The 18462-nt window shown below is 71.9% G+C and carries 20 protein-coding genes and 1 pseudogene; 11 read left to right on the top strand and 10 right to left on the bottom strand.

Annotated elements, in window-relative coordinates:
- Positions 1 to 256: 256 nt before the first annotated feature.
- Complete coding sequence (locus ACGFR9_RS09685) at positions 257 to 1501, top strand: MFS transporter (RefSeq protein ID WP_393204850.1); 1245 nt, start codon at positions 257 to 259, stop codon at positions 1499 to 1501.
- 16 nt (positions 1502 to 1517) lie between these two features.
- Here ACGFR9_RS09685 and ACGFR9_RS09690 read toward each other — a convergent pair whose 3' ends face one another.
- Complete coding sequence (locus ACGFR9_RS09690) at positions 1518 to 2228, bottom strand: SDR family oxidoreductase (protein ID WP_393204853.1); 711 nt, start codon at positions 2226 to 2228, stop codon at positions 1518 to 1520.
- Between the two features lie 143 nt (positions 2229 to 2371).
- On the opposite strand from ACGFR9_RS09690, the gene ACGFR9_RS09695 reads away from it, so the two are divergent.
- Complete coding sequence (locus tag ACGFR9_RS09695; RefSeq protein WP_393204856.1) at positions 2372 to 2974, top strand: TetR/AcrR family transcriptional regulator; 603 nt, start codon at positions 2372 to 2374, stop codon at positions 2972 to 2974.
- Position 2975: 1 nt separating this feature from the next.
- Here ACGFR9_RS09695 and ACGFR9_RS09700 read toward each other — a convergent pair whose 3' ends face one another.
- Positions 2976 to 3887, bottom strand: a complete 912-nt coding sequence (locus ACGFR9_RS09700; protein WP_393204858.1) for a hypothetical protein — start codon at positions 3885 to 3887, stop codon at positions 2976 to 2978.
- On the bottom strand, positions 3884 to 4921 hold the full coding sequence (locus ACGFR9_RS09705; protein WP_393204861.1) for an SPFH domain-containing protein: 1038 nt from the start codon (positions 4919 to 4921) through the stop codon (positions 3884 to 3886). Before ACGFR9_RS09705 ends, ACGFR9_RS09700 begins: the two co-directional genes overlap by 4 nt.
- A gap of 146 nt (positions 4922 to 5067) precedes the next feature.
- On the opposite strand from ACGFR9_RS09705, the gene ACGFR9_RS09710 reads away from it, so the two are divergent.
- From ACGFR9_RS09710 to ACGFR9_RS09730, 5 genes are all read left to right on the top strand, one after another.
- A complete protein-coding gene (locus tag ACGFR9_RS09710; protein WP_393204864.1) occupies positions 5068 to 5766 on the top strand; it encodes a S1 family peptidase in 699 nt (232 codons plus the stop codon).
- Between the two features lie 285 nt (positions 5767 to 6051).
- Positions 6052 to 8115 (top strand): SpoIIE family protein phosphatase, encoded by a 2064-nt coding sequence (locus ACGFR9_RS09715; RefSeq protein WP_393204867.1) that lies wholly within the window; start codon positions 6052 to 6054, stop codon positions 8113 to 8115.
- A 150-nt stretch (positions 8116 to 8265) separates the two neighbouring features.
- Positions 8266 to 8793, top strand: coding sequence for an ATP-binding protein (locus tag ACGFR9_RS09720; protein ID WP_393204870.1), 528 nt, complete (start codon positions 8266 to 8268; stop codon positions 8791 to 8793).
- Entirely contained in the window at positions 8790 to 9251 is a 462-nt protein-coding gene (locus ACGFR9_RS09725) for a Fur family transcriptional regulator (RefSeq protein ID WP_393204873.1), read from the top strand. Before ACGFR9_RS09720 ends, ACGFR9_RS09725 begins: the two co-directional genes overlap by 4 nt.
- Before the next feature lie 67 nt (positions 9252 to 9318).
- Positions 9319 to 10431 (top strand): PP2C family protein-serine/threonine phosphatase, encoded by a 1113-nt coding sequence (locus tag ACGFR9_RS09730; RefSeq protein WP_393204876.1) that lies wholly within the window; start codon positions 9319 to 9321, stop codon positions 10429 to 10431.
- A 42-nt stretch (positions 10432 to 10473) separates the two neighbouring features.
- On the opposite strand, the gene ACGFR9_RS09735 is transcribed toward ACGFR9_RS09730, so the two are convergent.
- A complete protein-coding gene (locus tag ACGFR9_RS09735; protein WP_393204879.1) occupies positions 10474 to 10872 on the bottom strand; it encodes a winged helix-turn-helix transcriptional regulator in 399 nt (132 codons plus the stop codon).
- 182 nt (positions 10873 to 11054) lie between these two features.
- On the opposite strand from ACGFR9_RS09735, the gene ACGFR9_RS09740 reads away from it, so the two are divergent.
- Entirely contained in the window at positions 11055 to 11780 is a 726-nt protein-coding gene (locus tag ACGFR9_RS09740; RefSeq protein ID WP_393204882.1) for an alpha/beta hydrolase, read from the top strand.
- A 73-nt stretch (positions 11781 to 11853) separates the two neighbouring features.
- On the opposite strand, the gene ACGFR9_RS09745 is transcribed toward ACGFR9_RS09740, so the two are convergent.
- The 4 genes from ACGFR9_RS09745 to ACGFR9_RS09760 all read right to left on the bottom strand — a co-directional run bounded on the left by ACGFR9_RS09745 (position 11854) and on the right by ACGFR9_RS09760 (position 14861).
- Complete coding sequence (locus tag ACGFR9_RS09745; RefSeq protein ID WP_393204885.1) at positions 11854 to 12741, bottom strand: septum formation family protein; 888 nt, start codon at positions 12739 to 12741, stop codon at positions 11854 to 11856.
- 149 nt (positions 12742 to 12890) lie between these two features.
- Positions 12891 to 13700, bottom strand: a complete 810-nt coding sequence (locus ACGFR9_RS09750) for an SAM-dependent methyltransferase (RefSeq protein ID WP_393204888.1) — start codon at positions 13698 to 13700, stop codon at positions 12891 to 12893.
- Positions 13701 to 13710: 10 nt separating this feature from the next.
- Complete coding sequence (locus ACGFR9_RS09755) at positions 13711 to 13992, bottom strand: DUF397 domain-containing protein (RefSeq protein ID WP_393204890.1); 282 nt, start codon at positions 13990 to 13992, stop codon at positions 13711 to 13713.
- Positions 13989 to 14861: a helix-turn-helix domain-containing protein gene (locus ACGFR9_RS09760; RefSeq protein ID WP_393204893.1), complete on the bottom strand. Its 873-nt coding sequence runs from the start codon at positions 14859 to 14861 to the stop codon at positions 13989 to 13991. Before ACGFR9_RS09760 ends, ACGFR9_RS09755 begins: the two co-directional genes overlap by 4 nt.
- 328 nt (positions 14862 to 15189) lie before the next feature.
- Here ACGFR9_RS09760 and ACGFR9_RS09765 point away from each other — a divergent pair, with 328 nt between their 5' ends.
- Positions 15190 to 15594: an ATP-binding protein gene (locus tag ACGFR9_RS09765; RefSeq protein ID WP_393204896.1), complete on the top strand. Its 405-nt coding sequence runs from the start codon at positions 15190 to 15192 to the stop codon at positions 15592 to 15594.
- A 117-nt stretch (positions 15595 to 15711) separates the two neighbouring features.
- Here the strand turns inward: ACGFR9_RS09765 and ACGFR9_RS09770 are convergent.
- Positions 15712 to 16191: pseudogene (locus tag ACGFR9_RS09770) on the bottom strand (hypothetical protein); the annotation flags it as partial.
- Between the two features lie 18 nt (positions 16192 to 16209).
- Here ACGFR9_RS09770 and ACGFR9_RS09775 point away from each other — a divergent pair.
- On the top strand, positions 16210 to 16791 hold the full coding sequence (locus ACGFR9_RS09775; protein ID WP_393204899.1) for a dihydrofolate reductase family protein: 582 nt from the start codon (positions 16210 to 16212) through the stop codon (positions 16789 to 16791).
- Positions 16792 to 16839: 48 nt separating this feature from the next.
- Here ACGFR9_RS09775 and ACGFR9_RS09780 read toward each other — a convergent pair whose 3' ends face one another.
- Complete coding sequence (locus ACGFR9_RS09780) at positions 16840 to 17769, bottom strand: helix-turn-helix transcriptional regulator (RefSeq protein ID WP_393204902.1); 930 nt, start codon at positions 17767 to 17769, stop codon at positions 16840 to 16842.
- Positions 17770 to 17825: 56 nt separating this feature from the next.
- Here ACGFR9_RS09780 and ACGFR9_RS09785 point away from each other — a divergent pair, with 56 nt between their 5' ends.
- Positions 17826 to 18374 (top strand): NIPSNAP family protein, encoded by a 549-nt coding sequence (locus ACGFR9_RS09785; RefSeq protein ID WP_393204905.1) that lies wholly within the window; start codon positions 17826 to 17828, stop codon positions 18372 to 18374.
- The last annotated feature ends 88 nt before the right edge of the window (positions 18375 to 18462 follow it).

Here is an 18462-nt window from a genome sequence, read left to right on the forward strand (position 1 = left end):
GTCGCCTCGTCCTCGCCCTGGAAGACGGCGGCGACGGTATTGTCGCGGGCCCGCAGCTCACCGGGGGCTCCCCGCCCGCAGCGGGGCGAAGATGATCTGACAGGCTGGTCACGCGGTCCCCGCGCTCGGACGACGACGACCGGAGCCGAACCGCCCGTACCGACAGAGCACCGCGCCACCGGCCCACGACCGGTACCGCGGTGTCCCACCGGTGCGCCCGAAACCTCGGCTCCTCCTGGGAAGGCTTTCCCCCGTCATGCCATTGGCTCTCCTGGCCCTGGCCGTCGTCGCGTTCGGCATCGGCACGACCGAGTTCGTCACCATGGGGCTTCTGCCCCAGATCGCCGACGGCCTCGGGGTGTCCGTGCCGCACGCGGGCAACCTCGTCTCCGCGTACGCCCTCGGCGTCGTCGTCGGCGCCCCGCTGCTGACCGGGATGGGCGCCCGCATACCGCACAAACGGCTGCTGCTGATCCTCTCCACCGTGTTCGTCGTCGGGAACGCCGCCTCGGCGCTCGCCCCGAACTACGCCCTGCTGTTCGCGGCACGGGTCTTCGCGGGCCTTCCGCACGGCGCGCTGTTCGGTGTCGGTGCCGTGGTCGCCTCCCGGCTGGTCGCGTCCGACCGGGCGGCCCGCGCGGTCTCGACCATGTTCCTCGGTCTCACCGTCGCCAACATCGTCGGCGTCCCGGCCGGAACCGCCCTCGGCCAGCAACTCGGTTGGCGCTACGCGTTCGCGGCCGTCGCCGTCATCGGCCTCCTGGCCCTCGCCGCTTTGTCCCTGCTGGTCCCGCACCAGCCCCGCGGCGCACACTCCGGCGTCATGCACGAACTGCGCGCCATGAAGAACCGGCAGGTGGTGCTGGGCCTGGTCACGGCGGTCGTCGGATTCGGCGGCTACTTCGCCTGCTACAGCTATCTCGTCCCCATGCTGACCCATCTCACGGGCCTCTCGGACGCCTCCACCACCCTGGTCCTCGCACTGTTCGGCGTCGGGATGACGCTCGGCACCCTCGTCGCGGGCCCCCTCACCGACCGGGCGCTGCGCCCGACGCTCTACGGAGGATTCGCCCTGCTCGCGACGGCGCTGGTGGCGCTGCACTTCACGATCGAGCATCTGGTGCCCGCGCTCGTCGTCATCACGATCGTCGGCGGACTGAGCGCGCTGATCACCACCCCGGTGCAGATGCTGCTGATGGCCAAGGCGCACGAGGCGCCGACGATGGCGGCGGCCTCGAACCACTCGGCGTTCAATCTCGCCAACGCCGGCGGTGCCTGGTTGGGCGGCCTGGTCATCGCGGCCGGCTGGGGCTGGTCCTCGCCGACCCTGGTGGGCGCCGCCCTGGCCCTGGCCGGCCTCGCCCTCGCCCTGGCCGGCGGCTACCTGGACCGGGACGGGCGGGGTTCCAAGGTCGTCACCAGTTCCGCACCGGGGCGCGACCCCGGCGCCGCGGCGGACCGGCGGCCCGCCGCGGCCTGCGCGCAGGACCCGGACCGCTGAGGGCGGGCGGGGCCCGTCAGCCGCGGGCGGCGAGCTGAGGGTAGAGGGCCTCGACGCCGGCGGACAGGCCTGCCCGTACGTTCCTGCTGACGTCGTCGGCGATCACTTCGGGCAGTCCCTTCTCCAGCCCCTCGAGCGCGATCCTGGCGATCTCCGCCGGGTCGGACTTCGGCACGTCCAGCGAGGCGACCATGTCGGTGTTCATGTAGCCCACGTGCAGCGCGGTCACCCGCGTACCCTGCTCCGCCAGCCGGACGCGCAGCGCGTTGGTGACCGACCAGGCGGCGGCCTTGGCCGCGCTGTAGGCCGCCGACTGGGGCAGGGACAGCCAGGACAGGACGGACAGCACGTTGAGGACCGCTCCGCCGCCGTTGCGGGCGAGGACGGGAGCGAAGGAGCGGGTGACGTCGAGGGTGCCCAGGACATGGGTGTCGTACTCGAGACGGAAGGCCGCGAGGTCGCCGTCGAGGACCTGGGCCCCCGTGGACGTTCCGGCGTTGTTGATGAGCAGGTCCACGTCCCGCGCCTGCTCGGCGGCGGCGAGCACGGAGGCGTGATCGGTGACGTCCAGGGCGATCGGGACCACGCCTTCGGTGGTGATCGTCCGGGGGTCACGTGCCGCCGCGTAGACCTTGCGCGCGCCGGCTTCGAGCAGAGCCCGGACGAACTTCTCGCCGAGGCCGCGATTGCCGCCGGTGACGAGGGCGACGGAGCCGTTGAGAGTCATGAGGGGACCTTCTTCCCGGGATGCGGCCATGACCGGGCACGACCGCACGACAGACATGGAAACCGATCGGTTTCCATCGGATACGTCTCCGAATGTAAACCGTTCGGTTTCCTCTGTCGAGTCCGGGAGGTAGCCTCTCGGGTATGACCACGAAGAAGGCCGCGGCGCCAGGCGGGGCGACCCCGCGCGACCGTCTGCTCGACGCCGCGGGGGAGCTGTTCTACCGGGAGGGCGTCGGTATCCCCACCGACGCGCTCTGCAAGGCGGCGGGCGTGTCGAAGCGTTCGATGTACCAGCTCTTCGACAGCAAGGACGCCGTGTTCGCGGCCGCCCTGGAGCGGGGCGAACCCGCGCTCACCGCCTGGCTGCTGCCCCCGCCCGACGACGAGCGCGGCCCACGCGAGCGGCTGCTGTACGTCTTCGAGCGGCTGGAGGAGGCGGCGCGGGAGCCGGACTACCTGGGCTGCCCCTATGTCGCCGCCCAGGTCGAGCTCAAGGAGCCGTCGCACGTGGCGAGCGTCGTCGCCGCCCGCGCCAAGCGGCGGCTGGTGGACTTCTTCCGGACCGAGGCCGGACGGGCGGGGGCCGCCGACCCGGGTCTGCTGGCCCGGCAGCTGGCCGTGGTCTACGACGGTGCCGGTACCCGTGCCGGTATCGGCGCCGACGATCTGCGCGGACTGGCCGTCACCATGGCAGCGACCCTTCTGGACGCCGCCGGCGTACCCGGTGACCGCCCGCCGCGCTGAGTCACCGCCGCCCCGGCACGCCGGTCACCAGCCGCAGCCGCTGCTCGCACCTGCCCACCCGCACCGTCTGCCCCCACGTCAGCTGCAGAGCGTCGCCCTCCACTCCGTCCCCGAAGGCGACGAGGCGTTCCGACTCGACGGTCAGACACAGCCGGCCGGCGGCGGCGAGTTCACCGGCCACCAGGGACGTCCCGGTGGCCGGCGACGGCCAGGCCTCGCGCACGAACCAGAGCAGCCGGTCCTCCTCGGGGCGTGGCAGACGCAGGGCGCTGCCCCGCTCCTGCCACACCGACCGGAGCCAGCCGGTCGCGCCGGTGCCGGTGCCCACCAGCACTCCGGAGGAGGCCTGGGCCTCGACGACACCCCCGTCGCCCTCCAGGCCCAGGCGGTATCTGGCCGTCTGGTGTCCGACGGCACCGAGGTAGATCTCGTTGAGCGCGACGAGCCGCTGGGTGTCGTCGGCGACCGCCTCCACCATGGTGAGTTCGTCCGCCCCGGCCGTGGACACGCCGCGCAGCAGCGCCGCCGCGTCGGCCGCCCGGTGCCGCACCAGTACGCCCGGATTGCGGCCCGGGTCGCTGTCGACCCCGATCACCGGCTGTCCGGCGAGGTATTTCGCCACGTTGGCCACCAGTCCGTCCTGGCCCACCACGACCACGACGTCCTCCGGGGCGAACAGGAAACGGTCCAGGTCGCTCCGCTCCACTCGGGCGTGGCGCCAGGTCGGCGGGACAGCGGCCGCGACCTCGGCCAGCGCCCGGTGGGCGCGGTGGTGGCGTTCGGCGACCTCCGCGAGGTCCCGGCCCCGGGAGGAGAGGAAGAAGGCGGCCTGACCGTGGGTGCCGTGCCGGGCCACCAGTTCCTCGTACTCCGTGGTGCGGTGGACCAGCACGGCGCGCGGGGCGAGACTCATTCCCGTCCCTCGACGCCGAGCCGGGCCAGCAGCCCGGTCAGCACGTCCGGCGAGACGGTCACGCTGTCGATGCGCGGCAGGTTCTCCGCGAGCCGTGTGCCGGTGAGCGCGTGCAGCGTCGCCACGTCGACATCGCCGTGGACGCGCAGCCAGGCCGCCTGGGCCTCGGCCCGTGCCTCTCCGATCTCGCGCGCCGCCTGGGCCTCCGCGTGGGCGAGCGCCACCGAGCGGGCGGCCTCCGCCTCGGCGACCTTGACCGTGCGGGCCGCCTCGGCCTGGGCCCGTATCCGGTCGGCCGCCGCGGCCTCCTCCGCCTCGCGGCGCGCGTTCGCCCCGCGCTGCTCCACCAGTCGCTCCTCGCGGCGGGCGAGTTCGATCTGGCTGGCCAGTTCGTTCTCGGCGATGGCGCGCTCGCGCTCGACGGCGACGGCCCGCCGCTCGTACGTCGCCCGGTCGGCCTCCTGCTGGATCAGCTCCCGGGCGGGCGTGCGCAGTGCGCGCTCCACCTCCGCCTCGGGCCGCACCGCCATGACGCGTACGGTCACCACCTCGATCCCGGTGGCCGGCAGCCGCGGCTCGGCACCGAGGCCCTCCGCGATCCGCTCGCGCACCGCGGCCACTCCGTCGACCAGCGCCTGTGCCAGCGGGGTGCGGGCCAGCACGTCCAGCGCGTGCTGCTGGGCCGTCTCGGTGAGCAGGGTGCCCAACTGCTCCAGCGGTGCCCCGCGCCAGGCCCCGGTGTCGGGGTCGACGGAGAAGTCCAGCCGGGCGGCGGCGAGTGCCGGGTCGCCGATCCGGTAGGTGACGGTGGCCTGGACGGACACGTCCTGGAAGTCGGCCGTACGGGCGCGGAAGGTCATGGCCAGTTCCCGGTCCTCGACCGGCACCTCGGACAGCGCGGCGGTCAACGGGCGGAACCAGAAACCGAGCCCTGTCCCGTCGTGCACCAGCCTGCCGCCGCGGTGGTGCCGGATGTGGGCGGTGGGCGTGGCACGCAGATGGCGCCAGCCCAGGCGCCGGGTGATGTCGGCCATGGGACGCTCCTTCTTTCTCGTCGTGATGACGATAATAGAAAGCCTGTTTATCGTCAAGAGGACGAGAAATGGAGGTGGCGGCATTCGGGCTGCCCGTCCGGGCGGGCGGGTTGCAGAATGGCAGGAACATGTCATAGGAGGCCGTCATGAGTCCCGTACCTTCCGAAGGAAGATCCCTCCGGACCGCCCTGCGCGCCGTCGTCGCGGTGGCCCTGCTCCTGGGCTGGACCGCCGTCGCCGGATCCGCCGCGCACGCCGGACGCCAGGCCGCCGTCGAGGTCCGCGGGGGCGACACCCTCTACAGCACCGGCACCCGCTGCACCGTCGGCTTCAACGCCCGCTCCGGCTCCACGACGTACGCGCTGGTCTCGGGCCGGTGCGCCCAGGACGCCCGCACCTGGTACGCCGACCCCGCGCTGACCATCCCCGTCGGCGTCACCGCGGGCGTGAGTTTCCCCGGCAACGACTATGCGAGCATCCGCTACACCAATACGGCGGTGGCCCACCCCGGCGAGGTCTCGCTGGGGACGGGCACGCGCGACATCACCGGAGCGGCGAATCCCGTCGTCGGCCAGCCGATCTGCCACGTGGGGCGGACCACCGGCTACCGCTGCGGAACCGTCCAGGCCGTGAACGTCACCGTCAACCACGGCGACGGCGTCGTCCACGGCCTCTTCCGGTCCACGATCTGCTCCGAGCCGGGAGACGCCGGCGGCCCGGCCTTCTCGGGCGGCACCGCCCTCGGCATCATCGTGGGCAGCACCGGCACCTGCGCCTCGGGCGGCTCCACCTACTACCAGCCGGTGACGGAGTGGCTGTCGGCCTACGGCCTGACCATCTACTGAACAGGCACCGTCCTCCGCCCCGGTCGCCGGTGGAGTGTGCCGGTGCGGACGATCCCGACCCCGGGTTCCGCCACATCTTCGCCGTCCGCCGCGCCCTGGCGCCGACGTCCTCCTCTCCACGCCGGAGGACCGGGGCCGGGTGCGCGGTTGGCACACCGACCGGCTTTCCGGTCGCCCCTTGGGGCTCCGGCCGGCCTGGACGTACCTGGATGCCGCGGCGGTGCATCGGGCGTAATGTCCGGATATGGGGCAGTCGGGAGTCGGTGAGGTTCGGGTGGGCCGCTGATGGAGAGCGCGATGGCTGCCGTGGTGCGGGAGAGCGGTGCGTACGGCGGGCTGCTGTACGTGCTGCCGCCGGGCGAGGACGCCCTGTGGCTGGCCGTGGTGGCGGGGACCCCGCACGAGTTCGCGACCCCGTGGCGGCGGGTGGCGCTGACCGATCCGATGCCGGTCGCCGACGCCGTGCGCGAGCGGCGCCTGGTGTGGGTCTGCGGGCAGGAGGAGATGGCACGCCGGTACCCGCGGCCGGCCCTCGTGCTGCCGTACGACTTCGCCCTGGGGGCCGCCCCGATCACCTCGGGCGACGGGCCGCGGGGCGGGCTGGTGCTGCTGTGGTCGGGGTCCCACCCGCCGCAGCTGAGCCGCGCCGAGCGCGACGCCGTCGAGGCCGGCTGCCACCGCCTGGCCGGCGTCCTCCAGCAGGCCGCGGACCGCGGGGACCCGCTCCTGCCCACCGGCCGCCCGCGGACCGTGCTGCAGCCGGCCGGGCGCGCGGTCCCGCCCGGCGAGGCGGCCGCGCACACCGCCTTCATCGACCGCCTGCCCGGAGGCTCCTGCGCGCTGGACACGAACGGCCGCCTGACCTTCGTCACCCCCGCCGCCGGTGACCTCCTCGGCCGCGATCCGGACGACCTCGTGGGCGCCCTGCCCTGGGAAGCCCTCCCGTGGATGGACGTCCCCCAGGTCGAGGACCGCTACCGGGCCGCGCTGGTCAGCCGGCGGCCGCAGACGTTCACCGTCCTGCGCCCACCGGATGTGGGGCTGTTCTTCGAGCTGTACCCGGACCCCACCGGCATCAGCGTCCGTATCACCGGCATCGACCCGTCCGGCGACTCGCCCGCCTCGCCCGCCGTGCCGGCCGCCGGTCCCAGCCGCGCCATCCTGCTGTACAACCTGATGCACCTGGCCGCCACCCTGACCGAGGCCGTCGGCGTGCGGGACGTGTCCGACCTGGCCGCCGACCAGCTGCTGCCCGCCCTCGGCGCCCACGGCATGGTGCTGATGACCTCCGAGGAAGGCCGACTGAAGATCGTCGGCCACCGCGGCTACCGAACCGAGGTCATGGACCGCATCGACGCCGTCCCCCTGAGCCTGGACATCCCCGGCACCAGGGTCCTGACCTCGGGCGCCCCGGCCTTCTTCGCCTCCTTCGACGAGCTGCGCCGCGCCTACCCGGGGACGGCGCACGGGGACGGGATGGCGGCATGGGCCTTCCTGCCGATGATCGCCTCCGGCCATCCCATCGGCTGCATGCTCGTCGCCTACCGCAGGCCCCGTCCCTTCCCGCCCGGCGAACGCGCCGTCCTCACCTCCCTGGCCGGCCTGGTCGGCCAGGCCCTCGACCGGGCCCGCCTCTACGACACCAAACACGACCTCGCCCACCGTCTGCAGTCGGCCCTGCTCCCGCGCACCCTGCCCCGCCTCCCCGGCCTGAAGGTCGCCGCCCGCTACCTCCCGGCCGCCCGGGGCCTGGACATCGGCGGCGACTTCTACGACCTCATCCGTCTCGACGAGCACAGCGCCGGCGCCACCATCGGCGACGTCCAGGGCCACGACGTGGAATCGGCGGCGCTCATGGGACAGGTCCGCACCGCCGTCCACGCCCACGCCACCGTGGGCTCGGCCCCCGCTCAGGTCCTGACCCACGCCAACCGCCTGCTCACCGACCTCGAACCGGGACTGTTCACCAGCTGCCTCTACGTCCACCTCGACCTCGCCGCCCGTCGCGCCTGCGTGGCCAGCGCCGGTCATCCGCCGCCCCTGCTGAGGCACGCCGACGGACGCGTCGAAGTCCTCCCGGTCCCGCCGGGCCTCCTCCTCGGCATCGAGCCGGACACCCGGTACCCGGCCCTCGACTTCCCTCTGCCGGACGGCTGCGTGCTCGCCCTCTACACCGACGGGCTCGTCGAGGCTCCCGGAGTGGACATCGGCGACGCCACCGCGGCTCTCGGCGGGCTACTCGAGGCCGAGGACCCGGCCGACCTCGACGCCATGGCCGACACTCTCATCCGCCACGCCGCCGCTCCCGGCGACGACGTCGCGCTGCTCCTCATCAGCCCTCACGGCTGACACGGCGACTCCACGGGCCAGTCCTACCAAAGCGGTCTCAATCGCGAAAAAGAATGTCATCCACAGACTTGACCCATTCAAGAAAGTGCGTACGGTCGTAGGGAGCATCGCAATCGTCCATCGCAACCGTCCTCGAAAGCGCCCTGCACCATGGATCGCACAGCAGCCCGGGACCTCCTCCCGGGCGGAACGATCACCGACTCGGCCGGCGCCGGCCCTCAGCTCCCGGCTCCCGCCCTGCCGCCCGGTGCGGTGGCCGGGAGCCCCGTGGAGTCGTTCGTCGGCGGGCCCTGGTCCCTGCCATGGTCGCCGACCGCGTGCTCCTCGGCGAGGAGCGTCATACGTGACGTGCTGCGGCAATGGCATCTGGACGACCTCGTACCGACCGCCGAACTGCTGGCCAGCGAACTGGTGAGCAACGCGCTGCGTCATGCCTCCGGACCGCTGCGCCTCACCCTCGAGCGGGTGTCCGGCCTTCGCTGCCTGGTCAGCGACGGCACCGCGGACCTTCCCCGCCCGGCCGACGCGGGCCCCGACGACGAGAGCGGTCGCGGCCTCCTCCTGGTGGACATGCTGGCCGCCCGGTGGGGCTGCGAGGTCGGCCCCGAGGGCAAGAACGTGTGGTTCGAGCTCTCCGGAGACGCCGGTGACCCCTGCGCGCGGGGCGGGGTGGTATGACGACGTCCGGCTCGACAGGCGAGACGATGGCGTGGGCGGCCGAACGGCTGCGTTCGGCGGGTATGCGGGTCACCGTCCCGCGCATGGCCGTGCTGATGGCCGTCTCCGACTCGGAGGGTCACCTCGACGCGGACAGCCTGCGCGGGCTCGCCCAGCGGATCACCGGCCGGCTGTCCCTGCAGGCCACCTACAACGTGCTGCGGGCCCTCACGGACGCGGGACTGGTGAGGACCACCCAGATCGCGGGCCACCCCGCTCGCTACGAGACCGAGCGGCACGACAACCACCACCACTTCGTCTGCCGCGCCTGCGGCTCCATCCGCGATGTGGAGTGCGTGGTGGGCGCGGCCCCCTGCATGGAGCCGAGACTGCCGGCGGACTACGACACCCAGGAGGCCGCGGTCACCTTCTGGGGCCTGTGCCCCGGTTGCCGGGCCGCGGAACCGCTCCCCGGCTGATCACCGCAACACGAGCACCTGCCCCGTCACGGATCAATGCCCGGAACATCCCGATAAAGTGCACTATGTGATCAGTTCAGCAGGGCACCGGCTCCGCCATCATCCGTACGGAGGCCAGCGACTGTCCGTGCTTCTGTCGCCGGTGATCGTCACCGTCGTCATCGGCGGCCTGGCGTTCTCCACCCCGAGGGAGATCTCCTTCAGCCGTCTGCTGCCCGCGGCCCCGGCCCTGGCCGCCGCGCTGTGGCCCGTACTCCCGACGGTCCTGCTGGGGACGTTCTGCCTGCTGATCATGACCGGCGTCAGCTTCTTCTACTCCGACCTGGGGACGCCGTACACGCTCGCCGCGATCGCCGCCGTCACCCTGGCGGCCGCGTACGCCAGCCATCTGCGCCTCCAGCGGGAGGAGACCCTCTTCCAGGTCCGGCTCGTGGCCGACGCCGCTCAGCAGGTGCTGCTGCGGCCGCTGCCCGAACGCGTCCGCGACGTCGAGATCGAGTCGCTGTACCTGGCGGCCCAGGAGCAGGCCCGGATCGGCGGCGACTTCTACGACGCGGCCGACACTCCGTACGGAGTCCGGCTGCTCATCGGCGATGTGCGCGGCAAGGGCCTGTCCGCGGTGGGGGCCGCCTCCGCGGTGATCAACTGTTTCCGGGAGAACGCGTACGACCAGCCCGACCTGAGGGGCGTCGTCCGCCGGATGCAGATCGCCGTGTCCCGCTACGGCGCCATGGTGCCCTCCGAGGACCAGACGGAGCACTTCGCCACCGCCCTGATCGCCGAGATCCCGCACGGCGGCGGGAACGTCAGGATCCTCAACTGCGGGCATCCGGCACCGGTGTTCGTACGCGGTGGGGAGATCCACGTCCACGAGCCCGCCCTCGCCTCGACCCCTCTCAACCTCTCCGCGCTCCTCGGAGACCACTACTACGTGGACACGGTCGCCTTCGCCCCGGGCGACCAGCTCCTGCTCTACACCGACGGCGTGTCCGAGACCCGCGACCGGGCCGGCGAGTTCTTCCCGCTGGCCGACTGGGCGCGGCGGCACCATGACACACCGCCGCGTGAACTGCTGGACCGGCTGCACACGGACCTGCTCCACTACGCGGGCGGCAGGCTCGACGACGACATCGCGGCCATCGCCGTACGCTGTCGGCCCGCCGGGGCGCGGGAGCGCTGACCCGGCCATGGAGGCGGCGACGGTCCAGGGGCCGAGAGGCCGCTACGGGGTCGCCGAGGTGTCCGTACGGGCGTCGTAGGCGGCGCGGGCGTCGTCGATCCGGGCGAGGTGCGCCACGCTCCACTCGAGCAGGGGCGCGGTGGCCGCACGCAGGGTACGGCCCATCTCGGTGAGCTCGTAGCTGACGTGCGGCGGCATCACGTTGTGGACGGTGCGGGTCAGAATCCCGTCCCGCTCCAGACCGCGCAGCGTGACGGTGAGCATGCGCCGGCTGATTCCGTCGATGGCCCTGCTGAGCTCGGTGAAGCGGCGCGGCCCGTCCCTGAGGTTGCGCACGACCAGCAGCGACCACTTGTCCCCGACGATGTCGAGCACCACCCGGGTCCGGCAGGCGTCACCGGAGATCCCGGCCGCCCGCGAACCGCCACGTCCGGCGTTCATTGGTTACCTCCGGAGAACCGAGGCACCGAAAAGTGCCTTATTGCCCTGAGCGCGCCGATCGCACCAGAGTGGTCCCGGTAAACAAACGGTACCGAGGCACAGATAGTAACCGCCAGGGTCGTGATGCGGCGGTACGCCCGGGACCGTGCCCCCTGCCTCTGTGAAGGAAGGCTGATTTCCCCATGGCCACGTTTCTGCTCGTACACGGCGCCTGGCACAGCGGACGGAGCTGGGAGCGGGTGGTGCCGCTGCTGGAGACGGCCGGGCACCGGGTGTTCGCGCCGTCCCTGACGGGCCACGGCGACAAGGTCCACCTCGCGGGCCCCGAGGTGGGGCTCGACACGCACGTCGACGACGTGGTGCGTCTGATCACCGAGGAGAACCTGGACGACGTCGTACTCGTCGGCCACAGCTACGCGGGGCTGGTGATCTCCTCGGCGGCCAACCGGGTTCCGGAACGCGTCGCACACCTGGTCTACCTCGACGCGATGGTTCCGGAGGACGGCGAGTCCGCCATCGACGTCCAGCCGATCACCCGGCGGCTGGTCGAGTTCGCCGAGCGGTCCGAGAGCGGCTGGCGCGTGCCGCCGCTGCCCGAGCAGCCCGCGCCCTTCGGCCTGTTCGGCGTGACGGACCCGGCCGACGTCGCCTGGCTGCGCGGGACGCTCTCGGACCAGCCGGTGCGCTGCCTGCGGCAGCCGGTGCGGCTGGACAACCCGGCCGTGGACGCGATCCCGCGCACGCACATCCACAACGTCGGCGCCACGCCGGCCGGCATCACCCGCCGTCCCGTCCCGCCGGTGCAGCCCAATGGCACCGCCGCGCAGGTCTGGGAGCTGCCGACCGGCCACGACTGCATGATCACCATGCCGGCCGAACTCACCGGACTGCTGCTCAAGCTCGCCTGAGCGCCGGGAGCCGCCGGGTGGGTCGCCCGGATCCGGTGCCACCCATCCGGCGCGCCTCCCGCCCGACGGGGCGTCAGCCCGCCCAGACCTCCGCCTCGTCGGCCGGGACGGTGGTGGCCAGGCCCAGCTCCTTGCGCGCGGCGACCGACCCGTTCGGGTCGATGCCGGTGAACGCCGGGTCGTAGGCGATGTAGAAGGCGTCGGTGTCGGCGGCGTTCGCGGCCTTCTTCCAGTTCCCGGCCGCCTTCGTCAGCGTGGTGCGGAGCTCGCCGACCTCGGCGCCCTGGATACCGGCCAGGCCCTCGAGGTGCGTGTCGAGGGCGGCCGCGACGGCCTTCGCCTGTGCCTTGTAACCGGCCAGGTCGTCCTCGACGGTGTCCGTCTCGGGCTGGTGCGCCCACAGGGCCTCGTAGAGGCCGTTCGAACCCTTCAGATACGTGGTCTGCTCGGGCTTCAGCGAGCTCGCGCCGGCCAGCGAGCCCTTCAGCGTCCCCGTGTCCGCGACGTAGGTGCAGCTCACCGCACGGTCGCCCGTCGTCCAGCTCTCACCCGTCGGGGTGTAGTAGAAGAGCGCGGCCTCCTTGGGCAGCCCCCAGGTGTCCGGCGCGTACTTCTGCGCCTCGGCGGGGCACCGTTCGTCGGCGATCGCCGAGATCGCGTCGTCGCCGGGGAACGTCCCGTCCTCGTCGATCGCGAACTCACCGACGACCTGGCCCTCGTGCGCCTCCTCGCAGGGCACGATCTCCACGGAGTACGCCGTGCCCTCGGCCTTGCCGTTCGGGGTGTAGCAGTCGCCGATGTCCAGCGAGTGCACCGAGCGCTGGCGAGCCACCTTCTTCGCGCCGTCCTTGGCGCTGTCGACGGCCTCGGAGACATCCGAGCATCCCACCGTGCCGACCGCGAGCAGAACGGCGACGGCGGATACACCGCGAAGCGAACGATATCGAGCGCGGATTTTCATGACGTATACATCCTCTTATGTGACCTACAGGAGGGTTTCGCGCGGCATATGCCCGTTCCGGGGCGGGCCGCGCGAAAGCCCTTACCTCATCGCGGCGTCTGTGACTCGCGACGGGCCGCAAGGGTTGTACCCGCTCGCGGCGGCGGTGGTCACGGTTTGATGCCGACCCCCGTCCACAGGCTGACCTCGGCGTCCGTAGGGGTCTCGGGGCCGGCGGGCCCGGTGGGCCGCCAGCGGTGTCCGACGGCGACGCCGGGGTCGAGGAGGTCGAGCCCCTCGAAGAAGCGGGCGACGTCCTTCTGCGCACGGAACTGCACCGGCGTGCCCGCACCGGTGTAGATGGCCGTCACCTTCTCCCAGGTGGAAGGGTCGAAGTCGGGCGTGCAGTGACTCAGCGCGAGGGCGCTGCCCGAGGGGAGGGCCGCCATCAGCCGGCCGACGATGCCGTACGGGTCGGCGCTGTCGGTGATGAAGTGCATCAGCGCGTTGAGGGACAGGGCGACGGGCCGGGACAGATCGAGTACGCCGGACAGCTCCGGCGCGTTCAGCAGCGAATCCGGGTCGTTGACGTCGGCCTCTATATAGGTGGTGCGGCCCTGCGGCGTGCTCCGCATCAGACGTTCGGCGTACTTGAGCACCAGCGGATCGTTGTCGGCGTAGACCACACGCGCCTCGGGAACCACGGACTGGGCGACCTGGTGCACGTTCGGTTCGGTGGGAATGCCGGTACCGATGTCGAGCCACTGCCGGATACCGTGCTCCTGCGCCAGGACGCGCGTGGCGCGGTGCATGAACGCGCGGTTCTCCCGGGCACAGGTGAAGATGCCGGGGTAGGCCTCGGCCACCGCCTCGGCCGCCCGCTTGTCGACCGGGAAGTGGTCCTTGCCGCCCAGGTAGTAGTCGTACATGCGGGCAGAGTGGGGCCTGCTGGTGTCGAGGTCCCGCGAGGTGTTGCTCATCCTGTTCCCTTCAGAAGGCGCGCTGCGGTGCGCCGGGTGCCGTCAGATGGTCGGCCATGCCTTGCTTGACGCCGCGGACGAACGCGCCGATCTCCTCGGGCGTGTAGATGAGCGCCGGGCCGGCGGGGTCCGTCGACTGCCGCACGGCGACGCGTCCGTCGTCGAGCCGCTTCGTCTCGACGCACTGCCCCCCGTTGGGCCCGCTCCACGGGCGCTCCCAGCCCTGCTCGCCGAGGTCGGCGGCGGGCATGCCGTTGTAGATGTGGACGGTGCCGTCGGTGTTCGTCGTCATGAGTACTCCTTGCGCATACGGTTCAGGAGTGCCTTGCCGGTCCGGGACGAGGTCATCAGGGACATCCTGTTGTGAGCCTCGAGGTGCGCGACGACGTCCTCGCGTTCGTCCAGGTACATCGAGGCCGAGAGGATCTCGCTGTAGACGATGTCGGGCAGTTCCGGTTCTTCGAACCTGAAGTAGGTGAAGGGGGCGCAGGCGCCGACGTGGGCACCGACCTCGAAGGGCAGGATGTCGATGCTGACATGGTCCAGCTCAGAGACCTCGAGCAGACGCTCTATCTGCTCCCGCATCACGTCGGGTCCCGCGACGACACGGTGCAGGACGGCCTCCTCCATGACCACCCAGAGGGTGGGGGCGTTCTCCCGCTCGAGAAGGCTCTGCCGGCGCAGCCGCAGATGGACCCGCCGCTCCACCTCGTCGTCGGTGCCGTTCGGTAATCCGCCGCTCAGTACGGCGCGGGCGTAGGCGGGAGTCTGCAGGAGGCCGGTGACGTAGTGGGGTTCGTAGGTGCGCAGGGTGCTCGCGCCGGTCTCCAGGCTGACGTAGGCGGTGAACCAGCCGGGCAGTACGTCGCGGTAGGCGTGCCACCAGCCGGGCTTGTTGGCCTGTTCGGCGAGTTCGATGAACTCGTCCGTCTCCTGCCGGCCGGCGCCGTAAGTCTCCAACAGCTTCTCGACGTACAGGGGTTTGAGGGCGACCTCGGCCTTCTCCAGACGGCGGATGGTCAGGGGAGTCACACGCAGCGCCTTGGCGGCGTCGGCCAGCGAGGCGCCCGCGTTCTGCCGCATCTCCTGCAGCCGCCTGCCGAGGATCATGCGCAGTACCGTCGGGGCGCTCGTACCGGCGCCGGATCGAGCCTCGCTCACGCCCTGCCTCCTCCGGGAACACCAACTGCCCTGATACTGACAGGCACTTGCTGACGGCACCAGCCTGATGACGTCTCGCTGAAATTATCAGGGAAGCGGTTGCAGTCTGAAGTGGGCTGCGAGCATAGTTGAGTCGTGAGGCAGCCCTCCCGACCGGATGGCGCACCGTCAACTCCTGCATGAGCGCGAGGAGTTACATTCCTCCGCACTCAGAAGAGCAGCCCGTCCCGTCCCGCTCAGGTCCGCTCTCTGCGCCGCCGCTCGTACGCACTGGAAGGCGATCAACGTGACCCCCCACACGGCCTCCTCGCTCGAACTCTTATCCGCCATGCCTCCGCACCGGGAGCGCTGGTTCGACCTTCCGACGATCCGGTCGAGTGTGCGCACGGCCCGCGACACGGCCCGCCGCCAGCTCCGCACCTGGGGACTTCCCGGCGATGTGTGCATGGACGCCGTCCTGCTCGTCTCCGAGCTGACCACCAACGCCGTCGTCCACTCCACGGGGACCGGCATGCTGTGCGGGCTGTCGGTGACCTCCGGCGAGCGGCTGCGGATCGAGGTGCACGACGGCGGCCGTACGGCGGCGTCACCGGCCGGCGCCCGGCCGGGCCCCGACGACGAGAGCGGCCGGGGCCTGCTGATCGTGCAGCAGTTGGCGACCTCCTGGGGCACCGACTGCTCCACCCGTACGGGCGGGAACGCGGTGTGGGCCGTGCTGCGGATCGACCCCTGACCCGCGCCTTCGGACCCGGTGCGGCCGGGAGCCGGCGGTGAACTCGTCGACCGGGCAGCGCGCCGGCTGCCCGGTCAGGACCCGGACGGCCTCCTCGGAGCAGTGGGCGGCGTGCGGTGTGACGATCACGTTCTCCAGCTGGAGAAGGGGTTGTCCGGGCGCCGTCCGCGCTGCTTCACGGACTCCTCCTCGGGGTGGTCCGGCGCCACGGGCCGGCGATCCGGCCTCGGTGAGCGCCTGGTGGATCGCCGCGTCCTCCACGACGGGCCCGTGCGCGGTGCTGACGAGGAGGGCGCCCGGCCTCATCCGGCGCGGCGTCGCACGGTCGAAGGTGTGTGCCTCTGCGAGGCGAGCGGGGTCATCAGGGGTGACCCCGCGCTGTCCGTTCGCGGCGACGAGGCGGAGGGATCCTGGCGCGTCCTCGCCCCGGTCCGCTCCGCCCGGCGACGAAGCCCGATCCCCCTGGAGGGGTGCCCGGCAGGCCCCCCGGGCCCGGTCACGGGGTCTTCGGGGAAGAGCCCGGAATTCTCCGGTCACCCGCTCTTCGCGCGTCGCGATGAGTTCCGCCCGCTCCGGCGGTCGTACTGTCGGGACCACGCCCGAGGAGGACTTCTGATGCGTGATGTGACCTATTCGATGAGCGTCTCACTCGACGGCTACGTCGTCGGTCCGGACGGCGGCTTCGACTGGACCGCGCCCGAGCCCGACGTCTTCCGCTTCTGGATCGACGAGATCCGGCAGGTCGACGTCCATCTGCTGGGACGACGGCTGTACGAGACGATGCTGTACTGGGAGACCGCCGACCAGGACCGGTCGCTCGACGACGCCGAACGCGAGTGGACCGCGCTCTGGAACCCGCTGCCGAAGGTGGTGTTCTCCACCACGCTGTCGACGGTGCGGGGAGGAAACGCCCGTCTGGCCTCCGGCGGTCTGGCGGAGGAGATCGAGCGGCTGCGGGCCGAGCCGGGGGAGGGCGAGATCGCGATCGGCGGTGCGACCCTCGCCGCCGAGGCCGGCGCGCTGGGCCTGATCGACGAGTACCGGGTCATGGTCTACCCGGTGCTGGTCGGCGGCGGCGTCCCGTTCTTCCCCCGGGACGAGCGCCGGGTGGATCTCGAGCTCCTGGAGACGCGCACCTTCGCCTCGAAGTTCGTCTACCTCCGATACCGCGCGAGCCGGACCGCGGACACGGCCTGACCGACGCCGTCGGTGTCGAGCCCCGGCAGGCGGGCGCCGGACAGCGGCTCAGTCCGTGTAGCGCGCGGCCAGGGTTCGTACGGTGGCGGCGATACGGTCGCGGAGTTCGGCCGGTGCCACGACGTCGATGTCGCCGCCCAGCCGCAGGAACTCCCCGTGGGCGTGGTCGATCGACTCGATCGGTATCCGTGCCTCGGTCCACCCGTCGCTCGTGGGGGTCACCCCGAGACGGCGCGCACCTTCCGGGGTGAGCCGGACGAGAGCCTCCGCGGTGTGCAGCCGGGCCCGGAAGCCGGCCAGATGGCTCGTCCAGTACGCGGCCAGGTCGAAGCCGCCCGGAGCGGCGAACTCCGCCAGCCGCCGCAGGCCGAGGATCTGGTCGACCCGGTAGGTGCGTACCCCGGACGGACCGGCCGCGACGAGGTACCAGCGGCCCGCCTTGAGCACCAGCCCGTACGGTTCCACCCGCCGCTCGATCTCTTCCGGCGCCCGCCAGCGCCGGTACCGCAGGAGCAGCGCCCGCCGCTCCCATACGGCGGCGGCGACCGCGCTCAGGTGGGGCACAGGGTCGGTGTCGGCGCCGTACCAGCCGGGAGCGTCGAGCAGGAAGCGTTCCTGAAACCGCCCGGCGTGCTCGCGCAACGGTGCGGGTAGGGCGGCCCGCAGCTTCAGCTGGGCGGCGGCGAGCGCCTCACCGAGGCCGAGTTCGGCGGCGGCACCGGGAACCGCGGCGAGGAAGGCGGCCCGCGCCTCACCCTCGGTCAGCCCGGTCAGCCGAGTCCGGTAACCGTCGACGAGTCGGTAGCCGCCCGCATGACCGGCATCGCCGTACAGCGGAACGCCGGCGGTGCTGAGCGCCTCGACGTCCCGGTAGACCGTACGGACGGAGACCTCCAGCTCCTCGGCCAGCTGTTGCGCGGTCATGCGCCCCCGGTCCTGGAGCAGCAGCAACAGGGTGACCAGCCGACTCGCGCGCATGCCGTTCAGTATTCACTGACAGGGGATGTCAGGGGAGCGTCCCTAACCTACGGGGCATGAGCATCGTCGAACTCCGGCAGTACACCCTCCGCCCCGGAGCCCGGGAAACACTGATCGAGCTGTTCGAGCGCGAGTTCGTCACCGGGCAGCAGTCGGTGGGCATCTCCGTCGGCGGCCGGTTCCGGGACCTGGACGACCCGAACCGCTTCGTCTGGCTGCGGATGTTCCCCGACATGGCGTCCCGCCGGCGCTCGTTGGAGGCCTTCTACACCGGCCCGGTCTGGTGGAAACACCGTGACGCGGCCAACGCCACGATGACCGACAGCGACGACGTCCTGCTTCTGCGCGGCCCGGGTTTCACACCTCCGCCCGGCACTCGTGAAGTTCTCGCGACCATCTGCCACGGCCCGGAGGAGGCCGCCTTCGCCGCATACGCCGCCCGCCACCTGAACCCGGCCCACGCCCTGCACCGCACCGAACACGCCGAGAACGACTACCCGCGCCTGCCGGTCCGCACGGGGGAGGATGTCCGGCTCTGGTTCGGCCCGACGCAACCGCCCACTTGGCCGACCCGACGGCTGCGACTCGAACCGGTGACGGCTTAGGCGTGTCCTGCGACAGACACGGACGAAGTCGTCCTCGCGCACCTAGTTTGTCTAGACCTCTTGCCCCACCTGCCTCCCCGGGCTACCT

The sequence above is a fragment of the Streptomyces sp. NPDC048584 genome (genome assembly GCF_043199595.1).
Lineage (GTDB): Bacteria > Actinomycetota > Actinomycetes > Streptomycetales > Streptomycetaceae > Streptomyces > Streptomyces edwardsiae.

What these genes read in the sequence shown, in the direction of transcription:
- ACGFR9_RS09725 (WP_393204873.1), top strand. Translation starts at nt 8,790, where the DNA reads ATGACGACGTCCGGCTCGACAGGCGAGACGATGGCGTGGGCGGCCGAA.
- ACGFR9_RS09745 (WP_393204885.1), bottom strand. Translation starts at nt 12,741, where the DNA reads ATGAAAATCCGCGCTCGATATCGTTCGCTTCGCGGTGTATCCGCCGTC.
- ACGFR9_RS09750 (WP_393204888.1), bottom strand. Translation starts at nt 13,700, where the DNA reads ATGAGCAACACCTCGCGGGACCTCGACACCAGCAGGCCCCACTCTGCC.
- ACGFR9_RS09685 (WP_393204850.1), top strand. Translation starts at nt 257, where the DNA reads ATGCCATTGGCTCTCCTGGCCCTGGCCGTCGTCGCGTTCGGCATCGGC.
- ACGFR9_RS09755 (WP_393204890.1), bottom strand. Translation starts at nt 13,992, where the DNA reads ATGACGACGAACACCGACGGCACCGTCCACATCTACAACGGCATGCCC.
- ACGFR9_RS09740 (WP_393204882.1), top strand. Translation starts at nt 11,055, where the DNA reads ATGGCCACGTTTCTGCTCGTACACGGCGCCTGGCACAGCGGACGGAGC.
- ACGFR9_RS09735 (WP_393204879.1), bottom strand. Translation starts at nt 10,872, where the DNA reads ATGAACGCCGGACGTGGCGGTTCGCGGGCGGCCGGGATCTCCGGTGAC.
- ACGFR9_RS09775 (WP_393204899.1), top strand. Translation starts at nt 16,210, where the DNA reads ATGCGTGATGTGACCTATTCGATGAGCGTCTCACTCGACGGCTACGTC.
- ACGFR9_RS09785 (WP_393204905.1), top strand. Translation starts at nt 17,826, where the DNA reads ATGAGCATCGTCGAACTCCGGCAGTACACCCTCCGCCCCGGAGCCCGG.
- ACGFR9_RS09705 (WP_393204861.1), bottom strand. Translation starts at nt 4,921, where the DNA reads ATGGCCGACATCACCCGGCGCCTGGGCTGGCGCCATCTGCGTGCCACG.
- ACGFR9_RS09695 (WP_393204856.1), top strand. Translation starts at nt 2,372, where the DNA reads ATGACCACGAAGAAGGCCGCGGCGCCAGGCGGGGCGACCCCGCGCGAC.
- ACGFR9_RS09690 (WP_393204853.1), bottom strand. Translation starts at nt 2,228, where the DNA reads ATGACTCTCAACGGCTCCGTCGCCCTCGTCACCGGCGGCAATCGCGGC.
- ACGFR9_RS09765 (WP_393204896.1), top strand. Translation starts at nt 15,190, where the DNA reads ATGCCTCCGCACCGGGAGCGCTGGTTCGACCTTCCGACGATCCGGTCG.
- ACGFR9_RS09700 (WP_393204858.1), bottom strand. Translation starts at nt 3,887, where the DNA reads ATGAGTCTCGCCCCGCGCGCCGTGCTGGTCCACCGCACCACGGAGTAC.
- ACGFR9_RS09720 (WP_393204870.1), top strand. Translation starts at nt 8,266, where the DNA reads ATGGATCGCACAGCAGCCCGGGACCTCCTCCCGGGCGGAACGATCACC.
- ACGFR9_RS09715 (WP_393204867.1), top strand. Translation starts at nt 6,052, where the DNA reads ATGGAGAGCGCGATGGCTGCCGTGGTGCGGGAGAGCGGTGCGTACGGC.
- ACGFR9_RS09710 (WP_393204864.1), top strand. Translation starts at nt 5,068, where the DNA reads ATGAGTCCCGTACCTTCCGAAGGAAGATCCCTCCGGACCGCCCTGCGC.
- ACGFR9_RS09780 (WP_393204902.1), bottom strand. Translation starts at nt 17,769, where the DNA reads ATGCGCGCGAGTCGGCTGGTCACCCTGTTGCTGCTGCTCCAGGACCGG.